Annotated in this window: 19 protein-coding genes; 16 read left to right on the top strand and 3 right to left on the bottom strand. The window is 42.3% G+C overall.

All coding sequences use genetic code 11. The features are described from left to right. Positions 1 to 53: 53 nt before the first annotated feature. Positions 54 to 2189 carry a M3 family metallopeptidase gene (locus MSG37_RS05370; protein ID WP_248469543.1) on the bottom strand — a complete coding sequence of 712 codons (2136 nt, stop codon included), beginning with the start codon at positions 2187 to 2189 and terminating at the stop codon, positions 54 to 56. Positions 2190 to 2570: 381 nt separating this feature from the next. Here MSG37_RS05370 and MSG37_RS05365 point away from each other — a divergent pair, with 381 nt between their 5' ends. From MSG37_RS05365 to MSG37_RS05300, 14 genes are all read left to right on the top strand, one after another. Then, positions 2571 to 3149 carry a thymidine kinase gene (locus tag MSG37_RS05365; RefSeq protein WP_248469542.1) on the top strand — a complete coding sequence of 193 codons (579 nt, stop codon included), beginning with the start codon at positions 2571 to 2573 and terminating at the stop codon, positions 3147 to 3149. A gap of 261 nt (positions 3150 to 3410) precedes the next feature. Then, positions 3411 to 4739 carry a DUF3137 domain-containing protein gene (locus tag MSG37_RS05360; RefSeq protein ID WP_248469541.1) on the top strand — a complete coding sequence of 443 codons (1329 nt, stop codon included), beginning with the start codon at positions 3411 to 3413 and terminating at the stop codon, positions 4737 to 4739. Then, the gene (locus tag MSG37_RS05355) at positions 4740 to 6002 is read left to right on the top strand and encodes a DUF3137 domain-containing protein (protein WP_248469540.1); all 1263 of its coding nucleotides are present in this window, start codon (positions 4740 to 4742) and stop codon (positions 6000 to 6002) included. Positions 6003 to 6115: 113 nt separating this feature from the next. Next, complete coding sequence (locus MSG37_RS05350) at positions 6116 to 6682, top strand: LemA family protein (protein ID WP_104040364.1); 567 nt, start codon at positions 6116 to 6118, stop codon at positions 6680 to 6682. Positions 6683 to 7706: 1024 nt separating this feature from the next. Next, positions 7707 to 8402, top strand: a complete 696-nt coding sequence (locus MSG37_RS05345) for a DUF5677 domain-containing protein (RefSeq protein WP_248469539.1) — start codon at positions 7707 to 7709, stop codon at positions 8400 to 8402. Between the two features lie 570 nt (positions 8403 to 8972). Then, on the top strand, positions 8973 to 9293 hold the full coding sequence (locus tag MSG37_RS05340; RefSeq protein ID WP_248469538.1) for a hypothetical protein: 321 nt from the start codon (positions 8973 to 8975) through the stop codon (positions 9291 to 9293). Positions 9294 to 9397: 104 nt separating this feature from the next. Then, positions 9398 to 10201, top strand: coding sequence for a DUF5677 domain-containing protein (locus MSG37_RS05335; protein WP_248469537.1), 804 nt, complete (start codon positions 9398 to 9400; stop codon positions 10199 to 10201). A gap of 158 nt (positions 10202 to 10359) precedes the next feature. Further along, positions 10360 to 11193: a hypothetical protein gene (locus MSG37_RS05330; RefSeq protein WP_248469536.1), complete on the top strand. Its 834-nt coding sequence runs from the start codon at positions 10360 to 10362 to the stop codon at positions 11191 to 11193. Between the two features lie 1255 nt (positions 11194 to 12448). Continuing rightward, entirely contained in the window at positions 12449 to 12808 is a 360-nt protein-coding gene (locus MSG37_RS05325) for a carboxymuconolactone decarboxylase family protein (RefSeq protein ID WP_248469535.1), read from the top strand. Continuing rightward, on the top strand, positions 12808 to 13323 hold the full coding sequence (locus tag MSG37_RS05320) for a VOC family protein (RefSeq protein ID WP_248469534.1): 516 nt from the start codon (positions 12808 to 12810) through the stop codon (positions 13321 to 13323). The genes MSG37_RS05325 and MSG37_RS05320 overlap by 1 nt, the downstream gene beginning before the upstream one ends. Further along, entirely contained in the window at positions 13320 to 13760 is a 441-nt protein-coding gene (locus tag MSG37_RS05315) for a DMT family transporter (RefSeq protein WP_248469533.1), read from the top strand. The genes MSG37_RS05320 and MSG37_RS05315 overlap by 4 nt, the downstream gene beginning before the upstream one ends. Further along, the gene (locus tag MSG37_RS05310) at positions 13760 to 14275 is read left to right on the top strand and encodes a DMT family transporter (RefSeq protein WP_248469532.1); all 516 of its coding nucleotides are present in this window, start codon (positions 13760 to 13762) and stop codon (positions 14273 to 14275) included. Before MSG37_RS05315 ends, MSG37_RS05310 begins: the two co-directional genes overlap by 1 nt. Beyond that, positions 14265 to 14588, top strand: coding sequence for an REDY-like protein HapK (locus MSG37_RS05305; protein WP_248469531.1), 324 nt, complete (start codon positions 14265 to 14267; stop codon positions 14586 to 14588). Before MSG37_RS05310 ends, MSG37_RS05305 begins: the two co-directional genes overlap by 11 nt. Positions 14589 to 14699: 111 nt before the next feature. Continuing rightward, positions 14700 to 15638: a LysR family transcriptional regulator gene (locus MSG37_RS05300; protein ID WP_348984451.1), complete on the top strand. Its 939-nt coding sequence runs from the start codon at positions 14700 to 14702 to the stop codon at positions 15636 to 15638. A gap of 128 nt (positions 15639 to 15766) precedes the next feature. Here the strand turns inward: MSG37_RS05300 and MSG37_RS05295 are convergent, their stop codons facing one another. Next, positions 15767 to 16285: a lactoylglutathione lyase family protein gene (locus tag MSG37_RS05295; protein WP_248469529.1), complete on the bottom strand. Its 519-nt coding sequence runs from the start codon at positions 16283 to 16285 to the stop codon at positions 15767 to 15769. A gap of 211 nt (positions 16286 to 16496) precedes the next feature. Then, complete coding sequence (locus tag MSG37_RS05290; RefSeq protein ID WP_248469528.1) at positions 16497 to 17693, bottom strand: MFS transporter; 1197 nt, start codon at positions 17691 to 17693, stop codon at positions 16497 to 16499. A 186-nt stretch (positions 17694 to 17879) separates the two neighbouring features. Between MSG37_RS05290 and MSG37_RS05285 the strand changes: the two genes are divergently transcribed. Together MSG37_RS05285 and MSG37_RS05280 are read left to right on the top strand one after the other, a co-directional pair. Next, the gene (locus tag MSG37_RS05285; RefSeq protein WP_248469527.1) at positions 17880 to 18761 is read left to right on the top strand and encodes a LysR family transcriptional regulator; all 882 of its coding nucleotides are present in this window, start codon (positions 17880 to 17882) and stop codon (positions 18759 to 18761) included. 327 nt (positions 18762 to 19088) lie between these two features. Then, positions 19089 to 20030, top strand: coding sequence for a zinc-binding dehydrogenase (locus MSG37_RS05280; RefSeq protein WP_248469526.1), 942 nt, complete (start codon positions 19089 to 19091; stop codon positions 20028 to 20030). Positions 20031 to 20111 lie beyond the last annotated feature (81 nt).

The following is a 20111-nucleotide window of genomic DNA, read 5'->3' as shown; positions in this document are numbered from 1 at the left end:
TACACTGCTTACTAAGCTTATTGTTTGTTAGTTCAAGCTACGACGCTCTATCGTTAGTTTAAACCACGACGCTCTAGCAGTGCTTCAGTTGTTGGCTCTTGGCCTCTAAATGCTTTGTAAGCATCCATAGGTGCCACTGTATTGCCCACTTCGCGAATGGTTTTTCTAAATTTCATACCGATTTCACGGTCAAGACCACCTTGAGTTTGTACATAAGCAAACGCATCAGCAGCTAGAATTTCGCTCCACATATAAGCGTAGTAACTTGCAGAGTAACCACCAGGGAAGGCGTGGGCAAAGTAAGTCGACTTATAGCGTGGTGGCACAGCGGGTAAATCTACGCCGTGCTTTTTAAGTGCGGCAGCTTCAAAGCTAGCAACATCTTGTAGTGGGCTATCGGCTTTAAGTGTATGCCACTCTAAATCGAGTAGTGCAGCAGACATATATTCTAGCGTGTCAAAACCTTGGTTAAAGCTGCGTGACTTTAATAGCTTATTCAGCAACTCTTGTGGAATAGGTTCACCGGTTTCGTAGTGTTTAGCGTAGTTTGCTAACACTTTAGGGTGGGCTGCCCAATCTTCTTCAAAGGTCGATGGGAACTCAACAAAGTCACGTGAAACAGAGGTGCCAGACAGTGTTGGGTAAACCACTTTTGAGAACATGCCGTGAGTACCGTGGCCCATTTCATGGAACATGGTGGTGACTTCATCGTAGCTAACAAATGTTGGCTCACCAGCAGGGGCTTTTTTAATGTTCATTACGTTAATAACAACAGGCTTGTTATTAAGTAGCTCAGATTGCGCTACAAAAGAGCTCATCCAAGCGCCGCCGCGTTTACCTTCACGTGAGAAGTAGTCAGCGTAGAAAATAGCCATGCTGCTGCCATCTTCATCAAACATTTCGTAGGCTTTTACATCTTCATGGTATACAGGTAGATCTGGGCGTGGCTTAAGCGTTACGCCATAAAGCTCTTTTAAGGTGAAGAACACGCCGTCTTCTAATACGCGGTCAAATTCAAAGTACGGCGTAATGGCACTTTCATCTAAGTCGTATTTTTCTTGGCGCACTAGCTCAGCGTAATAAGCCCAATCCCAAGGTGCTAGCTCAAAGTCACCGCCAGTTTGCTTGATCATAGCTTGGATATCAGCCGCTTCTTTTTCGGTATTTTTAACCACTGCAGGCACCATAGAGCCAAACATCTTGTAAACCGCTTCAGGAGTTTTAGCCATTTGTGGCTCTAGGCGATATTCAGCCCAGTTTTTATAGCCAAGTAGCTCAGCTCTTTCTGCGCGCAGCTGTGCAAGTCTAGCCACTAAAGATGCGGTTTCGTTTTCACCTTCAAGACCACGTTCAGCTGATGCTTGCCAAATTTGCTGACGCAGGGCTCTGTCTTGTAGCTGAGTCAGTACTGGCTGACGTGTAGTGTTGGTGATGTTTAGTTGATACTTACCTGGGTGACCATTAGCAGCTGCATCGGCGGCAGCAGCTTTGATTGCACTTGCTGATAAACCAGCAAGTTGCTCTTTTGAGTCAACAACAACAGCGATCTCTTTGGTTAAGCGCATTAAGCGCTGAGCAAACTCGTTAGTTAGCGTTGACTGCTCAGCATTAAGTACACGGATCTGTTGCTTTTCAGCTTCAGTGAGCTTGGCACCAGCGCGTACAAAGCGCTTGTAATAAACCTCAACCAAACGATTTTCTTCCGCAGTTAAACCAAGATTGTCTCTTTGGTTATATAGGGTTTCAATACGCTTAAATAACGCTGGGTTTAAATTGATATTGTCTGAGTGAGCCGCCATTTTTGGCGCCATTTCACCTTGAATTTTGCGTAGGGTTGGATTGCTATCTGTGCCGGCTAAGTTATAAAACACTTTTGAGGTGCGGGTAAGTAGCTCACCGCTTTTTTCCATTGCAATAATGGTATTGGTAAAAGTAGGCGCTTGTGGGTTGTTAGCAATATCCAGAATTTGCTGATACTGCGCTTGCATACCAAGCGTTAATGCTGGCTGAAAATGCTCATCTTTAATTTTGGTAAAGTCAGGAGCTTGATACTGCAGCGTGCTTGCTTGTAAGAACGGGTTTTGTGCTTGCACCATAACTAGATTTGTATCGTGTGTTGGCGTAGTTGTTGAACATGCGCTCAAGGTTAACGTCGCAGTAATCGCTGCGGCGATGAGTGACTTATGCATAGTGTTTTTGACTTCCTTTATTATAATTGTGGTTTTAATTTAATACATGGCTATTAAACCTGTCTTAATGTGAGTCATTTTGTGCACTAATGCAGGGTTTTGTGTTGGTTTTGTTGTATATGTCACACATTTACTTTTTGTTGCAATTGCATGTGAATACTGGGTTTGTAGCGAGTTAAAACTGAAAGACTAGTTAAAATAAGTGTTTGGTTTAAAAAGCTAAGAATTTGTCACTAAAGTACATATATTATCCAGAGAGTTGTGCAGGAATTAACGCTAAACAGGTTTTTGTGACTTTATTGAGACATCGGTGTGCTTCTGGTGATTTTGTCTAGAAATTAGTGCTAAACTAGCGCCGAATTCACCTTTAAGGATTTTAGTTTGGCGCAGCTCTATTTTTATTACTCAGCAATGAATGCGGGTAAATCAACTTCGTTATTGCAATCGTCTTATAACTACCGTGAACGCGGTATGAATACTTTAGTAATGACGGCGTCAATCGATGACAGATACGGTGTTGGTAAAGTCGCTTCGCGGATCGGGATTGAGACCGACGCCCAAGTATTTGGCTCTAACGACAACCTCACTGAAATGGTGCGCGAAAGTCTTGCACAGCAAGCACTGCACTGCATCTTGATTGATGAATCACAATTTTTAAGCAAAGAACAGGTTAAGCAACTCACTTACGTAGTTGATGTACTTGATATCCCAGTGCTTTGTTATGGCCTTAAAACCGATTTCCAGGGTGAGTTATTTAGCGGTAGCCAATATTTATTGGCGTGGGCTGATAAATTAGTTGAGTTGAAAACCATTTGTCATTGCGGCCGTAAAGCTAACATGGTGGTGCGCCTTGATGGTAACGGTAAGCCAATGCGAGAAGGTGAGCAGGTAGCCATTGGCGGTAACGAAAGTTATGAATCAGTATGCCGTAAGCATTTTAGAGAGTTTATTTGGGACTAAATTTATCTCTCCCTTAGCCTTTAAAAGGCCAACACTTTTTAGTGTTGGCCTTTTTTATTGTGTTATTACTACCCAGCAATCACCCAGTAATAAAAATAATGTAAGTCCTCACCAACCTTTAAACCCAGTCATAAAGCGTTTTATATTTTATAAAATTCTTAAGCTGAATTGGGTTTGTAAATAGTGACTTAATCCTCTGTATTTTTAGCTATTTTTCTGCATAATGCGTAACCCTTGCCTGTTGTTGTACAAGGACTTTAAATGCAGCATAACCAAATAGTCGCCGAACATATTGCCAAGTTGCGCAGTGATGTTGAGGCCGCTACCTCACAAGATGATCTGCTCGATATCATCACTCAAGTTAAAAATCATACAGGTCCATTAGATTACCGCGATAAGATCACTCAGGGGATTAAGTGGTTACTGATCAGCGCTAGTGTTTTGTGTATCGTCTTTATATTTATGCGACTCTGGTACGAGCAAGTAGAGCCATTAGCCAAGTTAGTGATTGATTACTCTTGTTATTGGTTTCCAGTAGCAACAAGCACATTGCTAGTGAGTTTTTGCCATGAGCGCGGTTGGTTGCCTGTGCCTATGGCGGTCAACTTTGCATTGCTGGTGGCGGCTATGGTTGCAGTAGCGTTTTATGTACCTGAATGGCCGAAAATCTATTGGGCATTAACGCATGGCTTTGTCTATGTGATTAGCGCAGGGAAGATTGACGATGAGCCGTTTTCGCTGTGGTTAATACTCATTATTGTGAGTTCACTTGCTTGGGTATGGTTAGATTACCGCGCTAACTGGCGTAAGCATCTTTCAGATAAAATATTCCTCCGTGATGCCTTGTTTAATAATGGCTTAAAACAAACTAAGCCTGTAGCTGAAGACAAACTAGATGCACTTGAAAAGCAGTTTGTAGAGTTTCGCCGTGGTAATGGTAGCCGCGATATACGGCAGATGTTTGAAGGGCATTATCAAGGTGAGCAACACAGCTTTAATTATAAGCTGTATCACTTTCAATACACGGTAAAGCGCAGCCAAACCAGCTCAGATGGTAATGGCGGTTATAAAACTAAAACCGTGTATGAAGACCACCATCGCTACGGTATGTTGCTCGATTTTCCCTTTGCTAAAGGCTTATGCATAGATGCTGAAGACGAGGTAAAGCTTAAAGGTTCGGTTTATCAAGAAAAGTATCAAACAGAATCTAATGCGTTTAATGACATATTTCGCGTACAGGCTTGCGATCAAATCAGCGCTGCACGCTTGTTAACTCCAGCCGTGATTGAGTCGCTTATAAAGCTTAATCAGAATTTTATTTCACCTATGGTAGAAATCGCTCCTGATGGTCGCTTGTGTATTGCCTCTAGCAGTAAATTAATTATTGAAAAGCGTAAACATTCATTGGCAAAACCTGACGAGTTTTATAAAGAAATCGCGGGTCATACTGAGCTAAAACGGGTACAAAAGTTACTCGATGCTATTTATGAACTCATACGCTTATCTGATAATAACTTTGTTAATCAACAAACAATAAAGGCCCATGAAACGGTTGTAGATAGCAGTATTAAAATGGAAGTTAATAACTAGATGATTGCCCATAACCAACAAGTCACTCGCAATATTGAACAGATCCGCAGTGATGTTAACCAAGCAGCCAGCCAAGATGATTTAATTGCGTTAGTTCGCAGGGTAGAGCAGCACAAAGGCCCACTGGATTATCGCGATAATTGGTATCGTTTTTTCTGTGCAGTGTCGCTTTTCTTTGCCCTATTACCTGTAGCACTTGAGCTGGGATTAGTGCTGCCAGGGTTTATTATGCAAATACTTAGCGCGGCACTTGGCTACAGTGTGATTTGGTATCCAATGTTGTGTTTGGCCACAATAACCCGCTTTTGTGAGGATAAGGGCAAGCGCTTACCTATCCCAGGCCCACAATGGGGCAGAATGGCGTTAATGGCAGCAGTCGGTGCGAGCTTAAATCTTATTCCACAATGGCCATATTGGTACTGGGATCTGTATTTCGACACGCTAGCCTCGTTTTTAGGTTTATGGTACCCAAGCTCAGGGTTTGCGGCGCATAACGGTGTGATTGGTGTGTTAATGCTGTTTTGGCTTAGAGGCCGAATGAAGTGGCGTAATAAGTTATCAGATAAGATATTTCTAAAAGATGCCTTATTTAATAATAACCTAGAGGAAGTGCCGTTTGAGGGCAAAAAACTGGCTAAAGAGCTAGAAGCCAGCTTTAGAGAGTTTAAGCGCGGTAACGATTTGCGCGAAATCGAAAGTCTATACAAAAGTACTTATCAAGGCGATGTGCATCAATTTGACTACCAGCTTTACCGTTTTCACTACGTTGAAAAACGCACTGAAACCACCACCGATGCCAATGGTAAAACTACTACTCGTACCGTTAGAGACCATTACTATCGCCACGGTGTGTTATTAGATTTTCCGTTTGCAGCGGACATGAGCATCAGTAACGACTTTGGTATCAAGCGTCGAGGGGAACGCTATAAAAGCGCCTCGAATGAGTTTAATCGCCAATATCGAGTTCATGCAGCCGAGCTTATGAGCGCTGCGCGTTTGCTATCGCCTGCGGTTGAAGAAAAGCTCAGCCTATTTGCTAAAAAGTTGAAAAAGCCAGTATTCGAATTCAGCCAGCAAGGAAGATTGTGCTTGGCGGTAACCGATGACCTACTAGCTGTGAAAAGGGTAAACGGCTTAGATAACCCTAAGGCATTCGCCGAAGAGCTAGCTGGTCATACTGAATTAAAGCAAATGAGCCAAATGCTGGAGATCGTGCATGAGATAATGCGCTATAGCGATAACAATTTTAAGGCCAGTGCTTAGCATGTAGTGACTTGATTGTAGGCGAATAAAAACCGCTGCTACAAAGTCAGTGTTAACGATTCAAAAAACGTTAAATACACAGATATTAATTGAGATACAAAAAGGAAAGTTAAATGGATAGTTCAGTAATAGGCTTAATTGTTGTTGCCGTAGTGGTCGTCGCTATCATCATGTTATACAACGGCATTATTGGTAAACACAATGCGGTTGATCGCGCATGGGCGTCGGTTCTGACCCAAGAGCGCCAAAAGAACAAGATAATTCCAATGGTTGAGCAGTTAGTAGAGCAATATAAACTGCATGAGTCTGAAGTATTAACCAAAGTCACTGAGCTACGTAGCGCCATTGCAGAAATGAGTTCAGGTGTCGATACGGCAAAACTTGCCGCCGCCGAGCAGCGCACTCAAGATTTAATGCAAGGCCTTAAAGTGACTGTTGAAGCTTACCCTGAGCTTAAAGCGTCTGATGTATATATGAAGTTAATGGCTGAAATTAGCGAGCAACAAGAGCAAATTGGCGCAGCGATCCGTATTTTCAACGCCAACGTTGAAGACTTTAATAACGCGATTGAGATGTTCCCTGGTTCGCTTATCAACAGCATGTTGGTACGTAAGCAGAAGATTGCTAGCTTTAGCGATAGTGAAGCACAAGCTGGGTTTGAGTATAAGCCTAACCTTTAACCCGTTGGGCTGGGTTTTAGCCCTAGTAGGGTAACAGGCTGCGCCTGAACTTAAGCAATCAAGCTGCGCTTGATAAACGTCGTGGGATTCCATCCCACACCCGGGCAAGGAGGACTGCTCGTCCTTATCCTCCTTGCATCCACCATGACGCCCCAAACGAAGTTGTTGACCCTCATACTCCAATAAAAATCACCTAACGGCTCCGATGGGGACTTGGTGTTTGCTGTATGTTCAGTAGCTAATTTTTGCACCCAAAGTTGGTTAGCCTTCGAATGAAGGCTGGTTACATTTTTTGGTGCAAGCGCTATTTGTTAGCAGGTTATCAGCTGTGGCTTCATGGCCATCAATCGCTGCCAGTGGGGAGTGTGCAGACACTACCGTGACACGCTATAAATACATCCTTGTAAGCTCGGCCATGACGAACAACATCCATGTTTAAAAGCCAGTTCGGCATCCTGCCTCTCGTTCGGAAACTTGATAACTTCGTTATCTCTCACCTTGTCATGGACGGTCACGGCCGTACCTGCACTTGATAATTGGAGTAATCATTAGGTTGTAGAGTTTGGTTTCTAACTAGGAAGTGCCCCAAAATCAGTTTCACTACAACAAGTGTTGAGTAGCAGATGTGAACCTTTGCTAATAGAAAACCTAATGTGGAAAGCTTATATATAGCCTTATCTTTTGATGACACAGTCCACCTTTACACTAGCTGTACATATAAACAGTTATAATAAGCATTGTGAATTTTTAGCATTATTTTGGTGTAACAAGGAAAGCGATTTACAGTTAACAACTGCTAAGTGACTGTTTAAAAACATTTCTCGCCTGTAGTTAAATCAAATCACGTCACAAATAAGTAAATTCTGGTTTTCACCATCAGAAGAGTCAGTGGGTACGCAATAAAGTTATTGTTAAGTTATTGATTTGAATTGCATTTGAAGTTATCTTGTTCGCATGAAATTAACTAGGCTGGCTGTTCTTATTCGGAATTCAGCCTAATATACTGTTATACGAATAGGTATTTATGAAAGTTTCGTTTTATCAAATATGGGATGAGTTTTGCTGTTTCCGTAATAGTTATTCAGAAAAACTACATTTCACTGATGACCGTTCAAAATTTATATTGGCTTTATGGGCTAGGATAAACTCACTTTGTGAAGAGACAATTGTATTAGTTAAAAGTGACTGCTTTGTTTCACCTCCGATTTTAATGAGAAGCACCCTTGAATCATTTGTTGATCTTCGGTGTTTAATTTCTGATGAGGGCTATGTAAAAAATATCATGGCAGCTGAAGCTGACTCAGCGTACAAAAACCTAAAAAAATACTCTGAGTCTAATCCGTATTACAAAGGTACGACTGAAGCCACACCCAAATATATTGAAAATTTAAAAGCAGAAAAATCTAAGAGTATTAATATATTTGAGCGTTTTAAAAAAGCAGGCTGCGAAGATCTTTATTCAACTGTTTATAATACTTTGTGTCGCTATACTCATGGAAATGTAAGTGCGTTAGCATCTAAAAATTTTGAAAATGATAGAGTAGTTATGAGTGCCAGAATTAGTGATGCTGATTTACTATTTATATTGTCATCCACAATTAATGTCGCTATATCAGCAACTCATGATGTTTTGAGTTTTTACGATACTCCGGAGTCAGAGCTTCAAAAATGCATGAATAGCCATGAGAAAGTTAATCAAATATGCAGAGAATTCGTATAACAAGCACTTTAAACGGAACAAAAACAGTTGGCTACGTTCCGCTTCGCTCCACATTATAGCCAACAATTTTTGTCCGCTTAAGTGGGCGTTAGGAGTTCTACAGGGATGCGGAATCGTAAGTTGCTACTCACTATTACGACGCTTGTAATTGCAGGGTGCTCAGCATCAAGCAATCGAGTGGCGTGCTCACTGTCTGGCGGCGAATGGGGTTACGTATATCCTGGTGCAAAAGGCTGTAAAATTAGCTATGCCGATGCTGGCAAGGGGTGTAGCGACTCTACTCAGTGTGAAGGTCGCTGTTTCGCCAACGATACGACCATTGCTATTGGCGAACCTTCAACGGGAACATGTGAAGTCTACAAAACCGGCGAGAGTTGTATGGAAAAAATAATCACGAATGGTGTGGTGGAGAAAAATTTATGTCTCTCGCATTGAAACTCCTAACAAGTGTAGCCACGTCGCCAGCTTCGCTGGCTGGAACTCCACTGGCTGTCACTTTTTGTGCAGAGCACAAAAAATCGCCAGCCAGTTCCGTCCCGTGCTACAAGCGTTAAATGGCAAGGAGCCAGCATGTGGGAATCGTTCAAAGCTGAAGAGTGGGAAAGTCTTCCTTATATTTCAGGAAGGGTAGCAACTGAGCAGGACGTAGAAAGCGGAATTGCAGTTTTTTACATCCCAGATGAAAGTGTGGCATGCGATGCTGTACTTCCTACCTGCGTAATACAAATTGACGAAGAAACAAATGAAAGAATACCTGCTGTTGCCATACAAGCTGAGCAAGCAGGTGAATTAGTATATCTTGGCTTGCGCTATTTAGATGGTGGCAACGGTATGTGTGAACTAGATGAAGTTGAGTTACTAGAATCACCCAATGAAGAATTTGCCACTTAACAAGCTAATAAATAAGGACAAAAAACAGTTGGCTGTTTTCGTTCCTCAACATTTTAGCCAACAATTTTTTGCCTGTTATTAGGGCGTTAGGTGTCATCTGAACTATGAGTAACCTTCAAGAATTAATAGATGACTTCGACTCTATAACTGAGATTGCATACGACTTGTCTCAGCAATTTGATGGTGTTCAAACAGAAGACAGAAGGAAGAAAATATCAACATACTATTTGGCCAAAGTTGTTCCGGAATGCATGTCGCTATTAAGAGTGCTTCCTTGCTCTAGGTTTACCGATGCAAAAGAACTATTCGATTTTCCATCTTTTTGCTCGATATCTAGAAGTCTTATTGAAGCTGCTAACCTGCATTGGTATTACTGTATAGAGAGTGTTGATAAAGAAGTATCTGATTTTCGACTCTATCTTTATGATTTTCATGATGAGAAATCTACAATGCAGATCGCAAAGTTTATAGGTGCCGAAGAACAAGGTATGGATTTGCTTCAAGAAAAATGCGATAGGTTGAAAGGTATAATTAAGGAAAACGGAAATTTTAAATCCCTTTTACCTGAAGTTCAAAGACAGATTTTAAAAGGCCGTAAGTGCTCGGATATGAATCAAACCGAAATATCCGAATGTAGAGGGCTGGATTTAGATACGTTCAATGGTATTTACAAAATTCTATCTACTAATACTCACTCTACACCGTCGGCGATTAGCGCCTTAGTCCATTCTAGAATTCACGGCAAAGAATTACATGACGCACTTGCAGGCCTAGTTCTTTCATATGTGGCTTCATTTGTTTCGGAAATGGTGAGAACAATTGGTGAAATATGGTGCTTAGAATTCGCCAAAGAAGAGTCTGAAGAAATAATTGGCTTATACTCGAGGGGGTTATTCGAAATCACCTAACAAAGCAATGAAAGATCGCCGGTAAAAATACACCGGCTGGACGTCCAACACTCCGGTTGCTTTGTGTTGTCGCTGCGCTCCAAAATAACACAAAGCAACCTACGTATTGGCCGCCCTTTATTGCGGCGTTAAATGCCCTAAGGTGTTTTATCTAACCTATGAAGTTAAAAAAGTTACTGAATCACTCTTTCATAATTGAGTTTGAGAAACTGTTAAAGACCGATTTCGAAAGAGAGTTGTTCTTATGTAGTTTGAGAAATTACTGCTCTCATGGAAACCCTTTGCGTTTTCATAATTTTGCTTTTTCTATGAGAGAGTTAGTTCTGCAAGTATTAAACAGACGTGCCCCAGATAAAGAGGTCGAAAAGGCTTGTTGGTACGAAAAAGAAAGTGACAAATTTAATGTCACAAGACGGCAGAAGCTCAAGTTTTGCGCACAAGGTTTTTTGTCTGATGCTTATCTGGACGAACTTACTATTGAAGATCTTAATCAGAGCATTAAAGACTATTTGAAAGAGTTTAACTTTTTTAATAAATATACCCATATCACTGCTAAGCACTTCAAAGCTTGCCCTCAAAAGTTTTACACTGATATGAAGTTTATCATTCAACGCTCTCAGGAAGTCATTGAAGAGCTAGATTCATTGGAAAGCATGGTTACACAAAACTTAGAGTACGGCATTCAGGATAAAGTATTTGATGCTGTAATTAACTCGTGCCCTGATGAGTTATCTATTTTGGCCCACAGGGTGATAGTAGAGCAGGTTTCTCCAGAAACAATGGAAATCGAATACTTGGAAGAAAACGGAATCACGATAGGGGTTGAGGGAACAATTTATATTACTCAAGAGTACGGGAAAGGTGATGACTTCTGCGAAATCTCAAATGACTTCCCATTTTATATCTCCGTTGACGCCTGTATAACGAACCCCGAGAACATCTCAGTAAATGAGAATGCTTTAGAGGTCGATACTAGTTCTTGGTATGAATAAGAACGGGCACTTAACAAGTCGCTCAAAATGGACGCAAAACAGTTGGCTTGCGCTCATTCTTCGCTAATTTTAGCCAACAATTTTGCGCCCGTTAGCGAGGCGTTACTACATATCTGAGCGCAATACTTCTGCTAATGTTGATAGGTATTTTTAGAGTAACGATTCTAAGTAATTCCTATCTATTTACATATCGTGCTTAGAATAGATATCTATCAAGCTAGCAGTTTTACTGGTAGAAAAGTCAGAGCATTTTAAGCACCATTGATGTATGGCTAAACTGTGATAACAAAGAATGAAGGGTTTTAGGAGATATGACATGGATAAGTGGATAGATGATAATCAGTGTATATTTGTGATCTTACTTGTGGTAACAGGCTTCAGTCTAGGATATCTACTTTTTTAATGATGCTGTCATCCCAACTTTTGGGGTCTAACACCTGCTGAACCAAGCTCGATTATTACCGCGCATAACACAACCTTACTTTCCCTAATGAGACTTATCACTTTAAGAGCTTTGACTCTAACTGATTTCTGTCCATTAACCTGTTCGGAACTATCTTCTAACTCTTAATTCAAAGGTTGCACTTTTCTAACTAAGTGTAGATGCGGCCGTGACCGTCCATGACATGGACGTCATGGCCGAGCTTCCAAGGATGGACTTGCTGCGTGTCACGGAAGTGTCTGCACATGCGCTGGCCGCAGGCCATTGGAACCACTTTTGCTGATTGTTATCCTCTGCTGAAAAATGATATTGAGTTTTGTGGGGGCTTTACAGCTCCTGTTTATAAATATCAGACTACGTTGAATAAAGGTGTGAGCTGGATAATCACGACCTGTATCAAACGAAGTTTGATTGCTTTAGCTTAAAAAGCGACAAGAGCTCGTGTTGAGGCCTATCAAGGTTTCCACCATTGCTCGCTGTGTTGCTAGTCTCCTTTATCACCAAGTCCAGACTCTAGAATGTAATAACGTTCACCATTAAACCGCAAACAGGCAATGGTGGTACGGCTTTTACTACCATTTGTCGTCTGGGCAAAGCAGCTGAAGCTTAGTTTTCGTGTTCACTATATAAGTGGTTCCTTTCCTATCTTTTGTTATTGCTGCTATTCGCCTTGAATTAACTTTCCTCTATCCACAGCATCTGTGCAGATTTTGCATAGGTCCTATTCCATTTAGCTGGTTTTTCCAAATACACCGCTCTCTATAATGCCCGCCATCGCTACGGCGAATCTTATCCATAAAGAGAGTGTCGAGTATGACTAAGAAATATGAAAATGCAGTGTTAGATGATCAAGCACTGATAGATGGCCTGAAATCAATCAACCCAGTATGGGGTGACATGACAGTGCGTGTTGCCGGTGAAGCATGGGGGTTGCCTTTAATTGACCAGAAAACTAAAGCTCTAATAAGTATTGCGATTGACCAAATGGCTTTAAATGTCACTGGCGAAGGCAACCCATTTGGGGCACATGTTGATATGGCGCTTAAGCAGGGCGCGACTTATGCAGAGTTAGAAGAGCTTATTGTATTTGCATCGGCATACACAGGTTTTAATAAGGGCGCGACCACTATGGGAGCATTAAACAAGATCCGTCACCAACGAGGAGATTTCTAATGGCGATTCCAGGATTAAAGAAACCAGATCATATTGGCTTCACGGTTCCAAACCTTGAGCAAGCGATTGCATTCTTTCGCGAGCACTTTGAGTTTGAATTGGCTTATGAGTTTGGGCCATTCGCTTCGACAGACGATTGGATGCAAGATCATTTAAATGTTCACCCACGAGCGGAAATCTCCAAAATTGCAGTGATGAGCGCGAAAGGGATTAACTTAGAGATCTTTGAATACGCAGACACAATAGAACGCAATAAGGCTGCACCAAATAACGCCGACGTTGGCGGTCATCATCTTGCTTTCTACGTTGAGGATATGGACGCAGCTGTTTCGTATCTAAAAGAGCAAGGTATTGAAGTGCTTGGTGAGCCAACCATCATGAATGAAGGGCCAACAGAGGGGGAATCATGGGTTTACTTTATGGCTCCTTGGGGAATGCAATTAGAGCTTGTGTCTTACCCTAAAGGTAAAGCTTACGCAAAAAACTCTTCTGTGACACTGTTTGACCCACGATGAACATTATATTTATTTTTCTAATTGTGTTGGCGGGCATGGGACTGTCTTTCGAGGCAGGTCTTTTAGGCCCTCTAGGCGAACAAGTCGGTCACTTATGGGCAACCTTGAGCATCTTTGGTGTGGGTACTGCGCTGCTTTGGATGATCCGTCATTTTACGCCGCAAGGAAAGTTTACCGCTTGGAATAGCATTCCCAAATGGCAGCTTATCGGTGGTTTATTGGGGCCTATTTATGTGGTCACACTAACGTTAGCGACACCGATTTTGGGAGTGGCGATGACCATGGTTTGCGTTTTGCTCGGGCAAATCCTTAAGAGCTTTGCAATTGACTACTTTGGCTGGTTCGGTATGACAAAACAAGCCACTAATCCATTGCGTATGCTTGGCGTGGTGTTTATTTGTCTGGCACTTTGTTTTGTTTACTTGGGAGGGCGCTAATGACGTTCATTATTTTACTCGCGATTGCGTCAGGCATGGCGCTGAGCGCTCAAGCGGCGATTAACGGCCAACTTGGTGAAAAAGTGGGGGTGATTGAAAGCTCTTTACTGACATTTGGCATGGGTACTGTCATTACTGGTTTATTGATTTTTTTCTTTGAACCGAGTTATGACGCAACACTGTTAACTGTGCCTAAGTGGCAACTGGCGGGAGCACTGTTTGGCATTATCTATATGATCGTGATGGTTGCAGCCGTACCTAAAGTCGGTGTCGCCATTGCCACGGTGGCAACTATTTTAGGTCAGATGCTTATGAGCTTAGTGATTGATACTCAAGGTTGGCTCGGTAATGCACCGATTGAACTGAATTATTGGCGCATTGCAGCAATGGTGTGTATTGCGTGCGCATTGGTTTGTATTTATCTCGCAAATGCTCAAACACAAAAAGTGTTAGCAGTGCCTGCGACAACAGAAAACATGACTAAGCTTACAAAGGATCAGCAATATGTCAGCTAAAACACTGATTGTATTTTTTAATCTAAAATCGACGACTAACGAAGCCCTTTATCTGCAATGGGCCAAAGAGTCCGATCTACCAACGGTAAACAAACTCAGTAGCGTTTCGTCTTTTGAGGTGTTTAAGGGGATCAGCATGGTTGGCCAAGATAAACCGTCACCATGGGAATATTTTGAAGTGATTCAGATTGACTCAGTAGACGCCTTTCTAAGCGATATTCAAACCGAGTCAATGCAAAAGATTGTTGAGCAATTTCAATCTTTCACTGAGGATGCGCACTTCATCGTAACTGAAAATATTCTCACTGCATAACCCGTTAACATAAAGGCAAGCTAAGCATTAGCTTGCCTTTATTTGTGTTTAGGCCTTAATCTTTGCTTAGGTTTGCAGGCCCTATAAGGCTAATAAAAAGGGAGAAAGTGAGTGAATTACGATGTGTCTTTATTGGAAATAAAGCTATTTTTGATGACCACACAGTTTGGCAATTTTTCTGAAGTGGCACGTCGACAAGATATGACGCCATCGTCGGTGTCTCGAAAAATGGCGCAGTTAGAAGATAAAGTCGGCACCAAACTGTTACATCGTCATACCCGTTCTATCTCACTGACCGATGAAGGTGTGGCATTTAACAAGCATTGTACGGATATTATCAATCAGTATGAACGTGTTGTTGAGCATATCGAACAGCGTGCAAATACGCCTCGTGGCACGGTTAAAATCAGTGCTCCGGTTGCTTTTGGACGGCTTCACATTGCTCCTTACCTACCGGAATTATTAGAACGATATCCACTTCTCAAGGTTGAAATTCAGCAGACTGACGCATTTGTCGATCCCGCCGCAGAGTCGATTGACTTAATGATCCGCATTGGTGTGCCGCAAGACTCTTCCCTGAGAATGAAACGTTTTGCCAAGCAGCGCTATATCATGGCGGCAAGCCCTAGTTATCTAAAGTCTTATAGCATCCCAAGTAAACCAGAAGAACTCGGACAACATAATTGTCTTGTGTTTAAGGGCACCAATGGATTGCAGCGTTGGTTTGTCGGTAAGGATAAAATAGAAGCGTATGAGGTATCTGGATCACTTTACAGCAACAATGCGGAAACCTTGGTCGCAAGTGCGGTAGGTGGAAGCGGGATAGTCGTGTTTCCTACTTGGTTGATTGGGGAAGAGCTAAAGAGTGGTAAGTTGGTCCCTGTGCTGGACGATTATCAGGTTTCGACGAGTCTAGAGCAGCAATCGATCTGCGCACTTTATCTTGAGACGGATAACCTTGCAGCAAAAGTAAGGGTAGTGATTGACTTTTTAGCAGAGAAGTTTAGTAGCACAAGTAGTAAAGACTCATGCTATTGGGATGTGATTTAGTCTTTGGATTTCGCGACTATCTTGTTTAGCTGGGACCTTATTGGCTATCTCTTAGCTGAACAGCATAGAAAAACAAAGTCGCCTAAGCGACTCTGTTTATTGGCAGGGCATAAAGAATGGGCGCGCTTCTAATATGCACCCGCAGAATAGTGCAACTCATAACTGTGGCTATAGATTTCGAGAATGTTACCAAAGGGGTCTTCCATATAAATCATGCGATATGGTTTTTCTCCTGGATAATAATAGCGGGGGGCTTTCATACGCTTTTTGCCGCCAGCCGCGACAATCTTTTCTGCTAGTCCTTCTACATCAGGGTCTTGCACACAAAAATGAAAGACACCTGTTTTCCAATACTCAAAGTTATCGTCTGGGTTTTGTTGGTTTTTAAATTCGAAGATCTCTACACCCACCCGATCACCAGTAGATAAGTGAGCGATTTTAAACCGCTCCCATCCAGCGCCAAATACGTCTGTACACATTTCACCTATCGCCGAGTCATCCTCAAGGATCTCAGTTGGTTTCATGATGAGGTACCATCCGAGCACTTCGGTATAAAACTTGACTGCAGCATCCAAGTCAGGGACAGAAAGGCCGATGTGACTAAATGAGCGTGGGTAGGTATGGTTGGTGTTTGGTGGGGTAATCATCGTTAACATCTCCATGGTTTTTGTTAAGAAGCTTTCCATGCAAAAGCATAGACCACCAGGAGCGATATATGATGGGGATACTAAATGTTGGGGCAACATTACGTAAAAGCTTAGGAAAACACGTTTAACTGCATGGCCATGAACTAATGATAAATAAAAATGAACAGGTCAATGCAAGGCATTGACCTGTGTTTAATGCGAGTGGTGATGCTTATCTTACGAGTAGGTTTTCTGGCGACAAATGATTTGCTGTTCGCTTATCAAGGCGACCACTGATTTGAGTCAGAGCCAGCGCAACGAGTACTATCACAGCACCAATCCAAGGGGTATGCATCAATCCCATTTCAGACACAATCATACCGCCACCCCAAGAGCCAAGAGCAATACCAACATTAAACGCGGCAATGTTTAGACCAGAAGCGACATCTACAGCATCTGGAGTGTACCTTTCTGCCAGTTTGACTACATACACTTGTAAGCCAGGAACATTACCGAATGCAAAGGCCCCCCAAACTAAAATGGTCGCCACCGCTGCGATAGGGTTAACAGCAGTAAAGTTAAAGATCACCAGAATGGTCGCGAGTCCCGAAAAAATAATCGTCAGCGCTTTAATAGGTCCCATCTTATCGGCCATTTTACCCCCCCAAATATTACCGATTGCCACTGATACACCGTATACCAACATAATTAGGCTAATAGCACTGGCGCTAAATCCTGTTTCCTGCTGCAAAATTGGAGCAAGAAAAGTGAATGCGGTAAATGTTCCACCGTAGCCCAGCGCTGTGATTGCATAAACCAGCAGTAGCCTTGGTTGAGTTAACACTTTTAGCTGGGATGACAGTTTAGTGGCAGCAGGCTGTTTTAGGTTACTCGGCACTAAGAAAGCACTACCAATCAACGCAATTAGTCCCAATAGCGCCACAATTAGAAAAGTAGATTGCCAACCGAAGGTTTGCCCTATGTAAGTGCCAAGTGGTACACCTGTCACTAGCGCAACGGTTAATCCTGTAAACATAATCGCAATTGCGCTCGCTGCTTTTTCTTTGGGTACTAGACCTGTTGCAATCGTAGAGCCGATAGAGAAAAACACACCATGGGCTAAACCAGTCAAAATGCGAGCAAATATAAGGGTGTTGTAACCAGGTGCTTGCCAGGCCAACAAGTTGCCAACCACAAATAGTGACATTACAGCAAGGAGTACGTGTTTACGGTTCCACTTACCTGTTAAGGCGGTTAATACGGGGGCGCCTATAGCAACACCTAGTGCATAAAGGCTCACCAGCAGTCCTGCTGATGGTAGTGAGACATTTAAGTCAGCAGACATCGTCGGGAGCAGCCCGACGATCACAAATTCTGTGGTTCCAATAGCAAAGGCGCTGAGCGTCAATGCGAGAAGTGCTAATGGCATATTATTTACTCTCTTTTACTAGGTTTAGTACACAGCGGCGAATCGATTTATCAACGAAGTGCTATGTCGCGATTTGATGGGGGGATTCTGTGCGCAAAATTGATTGTAAAAAATAGGGTATTTAACAAATAATATTTGTTATAAATGCAATAATTAAAACTATGCTTAATTAAATGGTAGGCACGAATGCGTACAAAATCGGATGATTTAGAAATTCTACTTTCTGTGGTCGATACTGGCGGGTTTACAGCGGCAGCAGATCGCTTAGATATACAGGTCGCACGGGTATCGCGAGCGGTGAGTAAGGTCGAAAGCCAACTTGGCGTGACAATATTAAACCGAACCACAAGACGGATTGAATTAACGGATGAGGGGCGACAATTTGTTGATTCGGTGCGAATAGGGTTGATACAGCTGCAGCAGGCAGAAGATGAGATCATATCCCGTGGAGAATTACCCAAAGGAACGTTACGCGTCGATGCCGCGAGTCCATTTGTGTTTCACCAGTTAGTACCTTTGGTGCAGTCATTTAATCAAGCCTACCCTGATATTGAATTGGAGTTAACCTCCAACGAAGGCTTTGTCGATTTGTTAGAGAAGAAAACTGATATCGCTATTCGCATCGGCGCTTTAAGTGACTCAACCTTACATGCCAAGCCCTTGGGCAGAAGTGTACTTTATATTGTGGCTTCACCTGATTATCTAGCAAAGCGTGGCTTTCCGAGTAAAAGTAGTGATTTAGAACATCACGATACGATTGGGTTTTCAACACCGAAAACACTTAATGAGTGGCCTTTAAAAGGATTTTCAAGGCTGATACCCACGCTGACCTCAAGTAACGGTGAAACGGTGAGACAGCTTGCTTTGATGGGAAATGGCATCGCCTGTCTATCAGGGTTTATGGTGAAGAAAGACATTGCTGAGGGAAGATTAATTTCTTTATTGGAAGGAGAAAAAATCAGTCATTCTGGCCGTGAACAAATCAATGCGGTTTACTATAAGTCCTCTTCGGTTGCCAAGAGGATCTCTGCCTTCATTGATTTTATTCAACCAAAACTAGAGCTGTAGATTATTCTCCGTGAGGTTGCTTATACCCTGTTTTTTTCTATTTATTCTGGCGTATTGGACAAACCAAGTGCCCATAAGAATCGATGAAACATTGGCCATCAACAAGACCTAGATGGGGGGAGCCTTGATTGTTTCACGTTTCGATTATTGCAAAAAAGACAAATACTATTTGTCTTTGTCGCTATAAATGAAAACCGATAAACCTGATAGCATCCTTTTAAAAAATAAAACAATTACAGAGATTGTCGTACTTATTAGGTCTAATATTCTAGGTGCTAGGCTCACGCCTTGCTATCTTTTCTTTTTCACTAAGCGCGCGGAAATGAGATGGAACAATATCAAATTTGGCAATATCAAACTGAGACGTGCAGTCTTGCTCTAGGTAAGACTGAAACACCAACGTTAGCTGACAACGAAATCTTAGTGCGTAACAAAGCGATTGGCATTAACCCAGTCGATTGGAAATTTATCAAAGCAAACCCTTTAAATTGGCCGAACGGTCATGTTGCTGGTGTCGATGGTGCTGGTGTCATTGTAGGTACTGGAATTAACGTTAATAGCAGCCTTGTAGGAAGCCGAGTGGCGTATCATGCCTCACTAAATCAGCATGGTAGCTTTGCTGAATATACCGTTTTGAGTGCTGATAGAGTGATGATGCTGCCTGAAAGCTTATCGTTTGAAATCGCAGCCGCGTTGCCTTGCCCTATGCTTACGGCGTGGCAAGCATTTGAAAAAATTCCGTTAACCCGTCAAAGAGAAGTGCTTATCGTCGGTTTTGGCGCGGTGAATAATTTGTTATCCCAGCTTCTCGTCAATGCTGGTTATGTCGTTGATGTTGTCTCTGCTAGTTTGAGTGAAGCACGAGCAAACAAGCTAGGCCTTCGCCAAGTTTACCGAGATCAATCTCAAATCGGCATTAAATATTTCGCCATTTTTGATGCTGTGAGTGGGGAAAGTGCCGCTCATTTAGTTCCATCATTAAAAGCCAATGGGCATATTGTCTGTATTCAAGACCGAATAGCTAAACCCATTGACCCTCCCTTTACTCGCACAATTTCTTACCACGAAATAGCGCTGGGAGCGCTACATGATTTTGGCGATAAACAAGATTGGTATGCATTGATGCAAAACGGCGAAGCGTTACTTGAACAAATTACTAAAGGTGATGTTGAAATTAGCGAGCCAACTACATTCAATTTTGAGCATATGCCAGAGGCACTAACACACAGTGAAATGACAAAATCAAAAACAGTGATCACATTGAATTAAATCGGACGATTAATCCTTTCGCAGGAGCGACTTAACGGGCACAGGGCACACTGCTTGAATAATTGTTTCCCCATTGAATAT

This window comes from Shewanella sp. 1CM18E (genome assembly GCF_023161665.1).
Taxonomy (GTDB): Bacteria; Pseudomonadota; Gammaproteobacteria; order Enterobacterales; family Shewanellaceae; genus Shewanella.
Note: the sequence above shows the minus strand (reverse complement) of the source record. Positions and strands in the feature narration are given on the sequence as shown.

Bases quoted from the DNA above. Each gene is read 5' to 3' on its own strand.
- MSG37_RS05370 (WP_248469543.1), bottom strand. From the start codon at position 2,189: ATGCATAAGTCACTCATCGCCGCAGCGATTACTGCGACGTTAACCTTG.
- MSG37_RS05360 (WP_248469541.1), top strand. From the start codon at position 3,411: ATGCAGCATAACCAAATAGTCGCCGAACATATTGCCAAGTTGCGCAGT.
- MSG37_RS05355 (WP_248469540.1), top strand. From the start codon at position 4,740: ATGATTGCCCATAACCAACAAGTCACTCGCAATATTGAACAGATCCGC.
- MSG37_RS05350 (WP_104040364.1), top strand. From the start codon at position 6,116: ATGGATAGTTCAGTAATAGGCTTAATTGTTGTTGCCGTAGTGGTCGTC.
- MSG37_RS05345 (WP_248469539.1), top strand. From the start codon at position 7,707: ATGAAAGTTTCGTTTTATCAAATATGGGATGAGTTTTGCTGTTTCCGT.
- MSG37_RS05340 (WP_248469538.1), top strand. From the start codon at position 8,973: ATGTGGGAATCGTTCAAAGCTGAAGAGTGGGAAAGTCTTCCTTATATT.
- MSG37_RS05335 (WP_248469537.1), top strand. From the start codon at position 9,398: ATGAGTAACCTTCAAGAATTAATAGATGACTTCGACTCTATAACTGAG.
- MSG37_RS05330 (WP_248469536.1), top strand. From the start codon at position 10,360: ATGAAGTTAAAAAAGTTACTGAATCACTCTTTCATAATTGAGTTTGAG.
- MSG37_RS05325 (WP_248469535.1), top strand. From the start codon at position 12,449: ATGACTAAGAAATATGAAAATGCAGTGTTAGATGATCAAGCACTGATA.
- MSG37_RS05320 (WP_248469534.1), top strand. From the start codon at position 12,808: ATGGCGATTCCAGGATTAAAGAAACCAGATCATATTGGCTTCACGGTT.
- MSG37_RS05315 (WP_248469533.1), top strand. From the start codon at position 13,320: ATGAACATTATATTTATTTTTCTAATTGTGTTGGCGGGCATGGGACTG.
- MSG37_RS05310 (WP_248469532.1), top strand. From the start codon at position 13,760: ATGACGTTCATTATTTTACTCGCGATTGCGTCAGGCATGGCGCTGAGC.
- MSG37_RS05305 (WP_248469531.1), top strand. From the start codon at position 14,265: ATGTCAGCTAAAACACTGATTGTATTTTTTAATCTAAAATCGACGACT.
- MSG37_RS05295 (WP_248469529.1), bottom strand. From the start codon at position 16,285: ATGATTACCCCACCAAACACCAACCATACCTACCCACGCTCATTTAGT.
- MSG37_RS05290 (WP_248469528.1), bottom strand. From the start codon at position 17,693: ATGCCATTAGCACTTCTCGCATTGACGCTCAGCGCCTTTGCTATTGGA.
- MSG37_RS05285 (WP_248469527.1), top strand. From the start codon at position 17,880: ATGCGTACAAAATCGGATGATTTAGAAATTCTACTTTCTGTGGTCGAT.
- MSG37_RS05280 (WP_248469526.1), top strand. From the start codon at position 19,089: ATGGAACAATATCAAATTTGGCAATATCAAACTGAGACGTGCAGTCTT.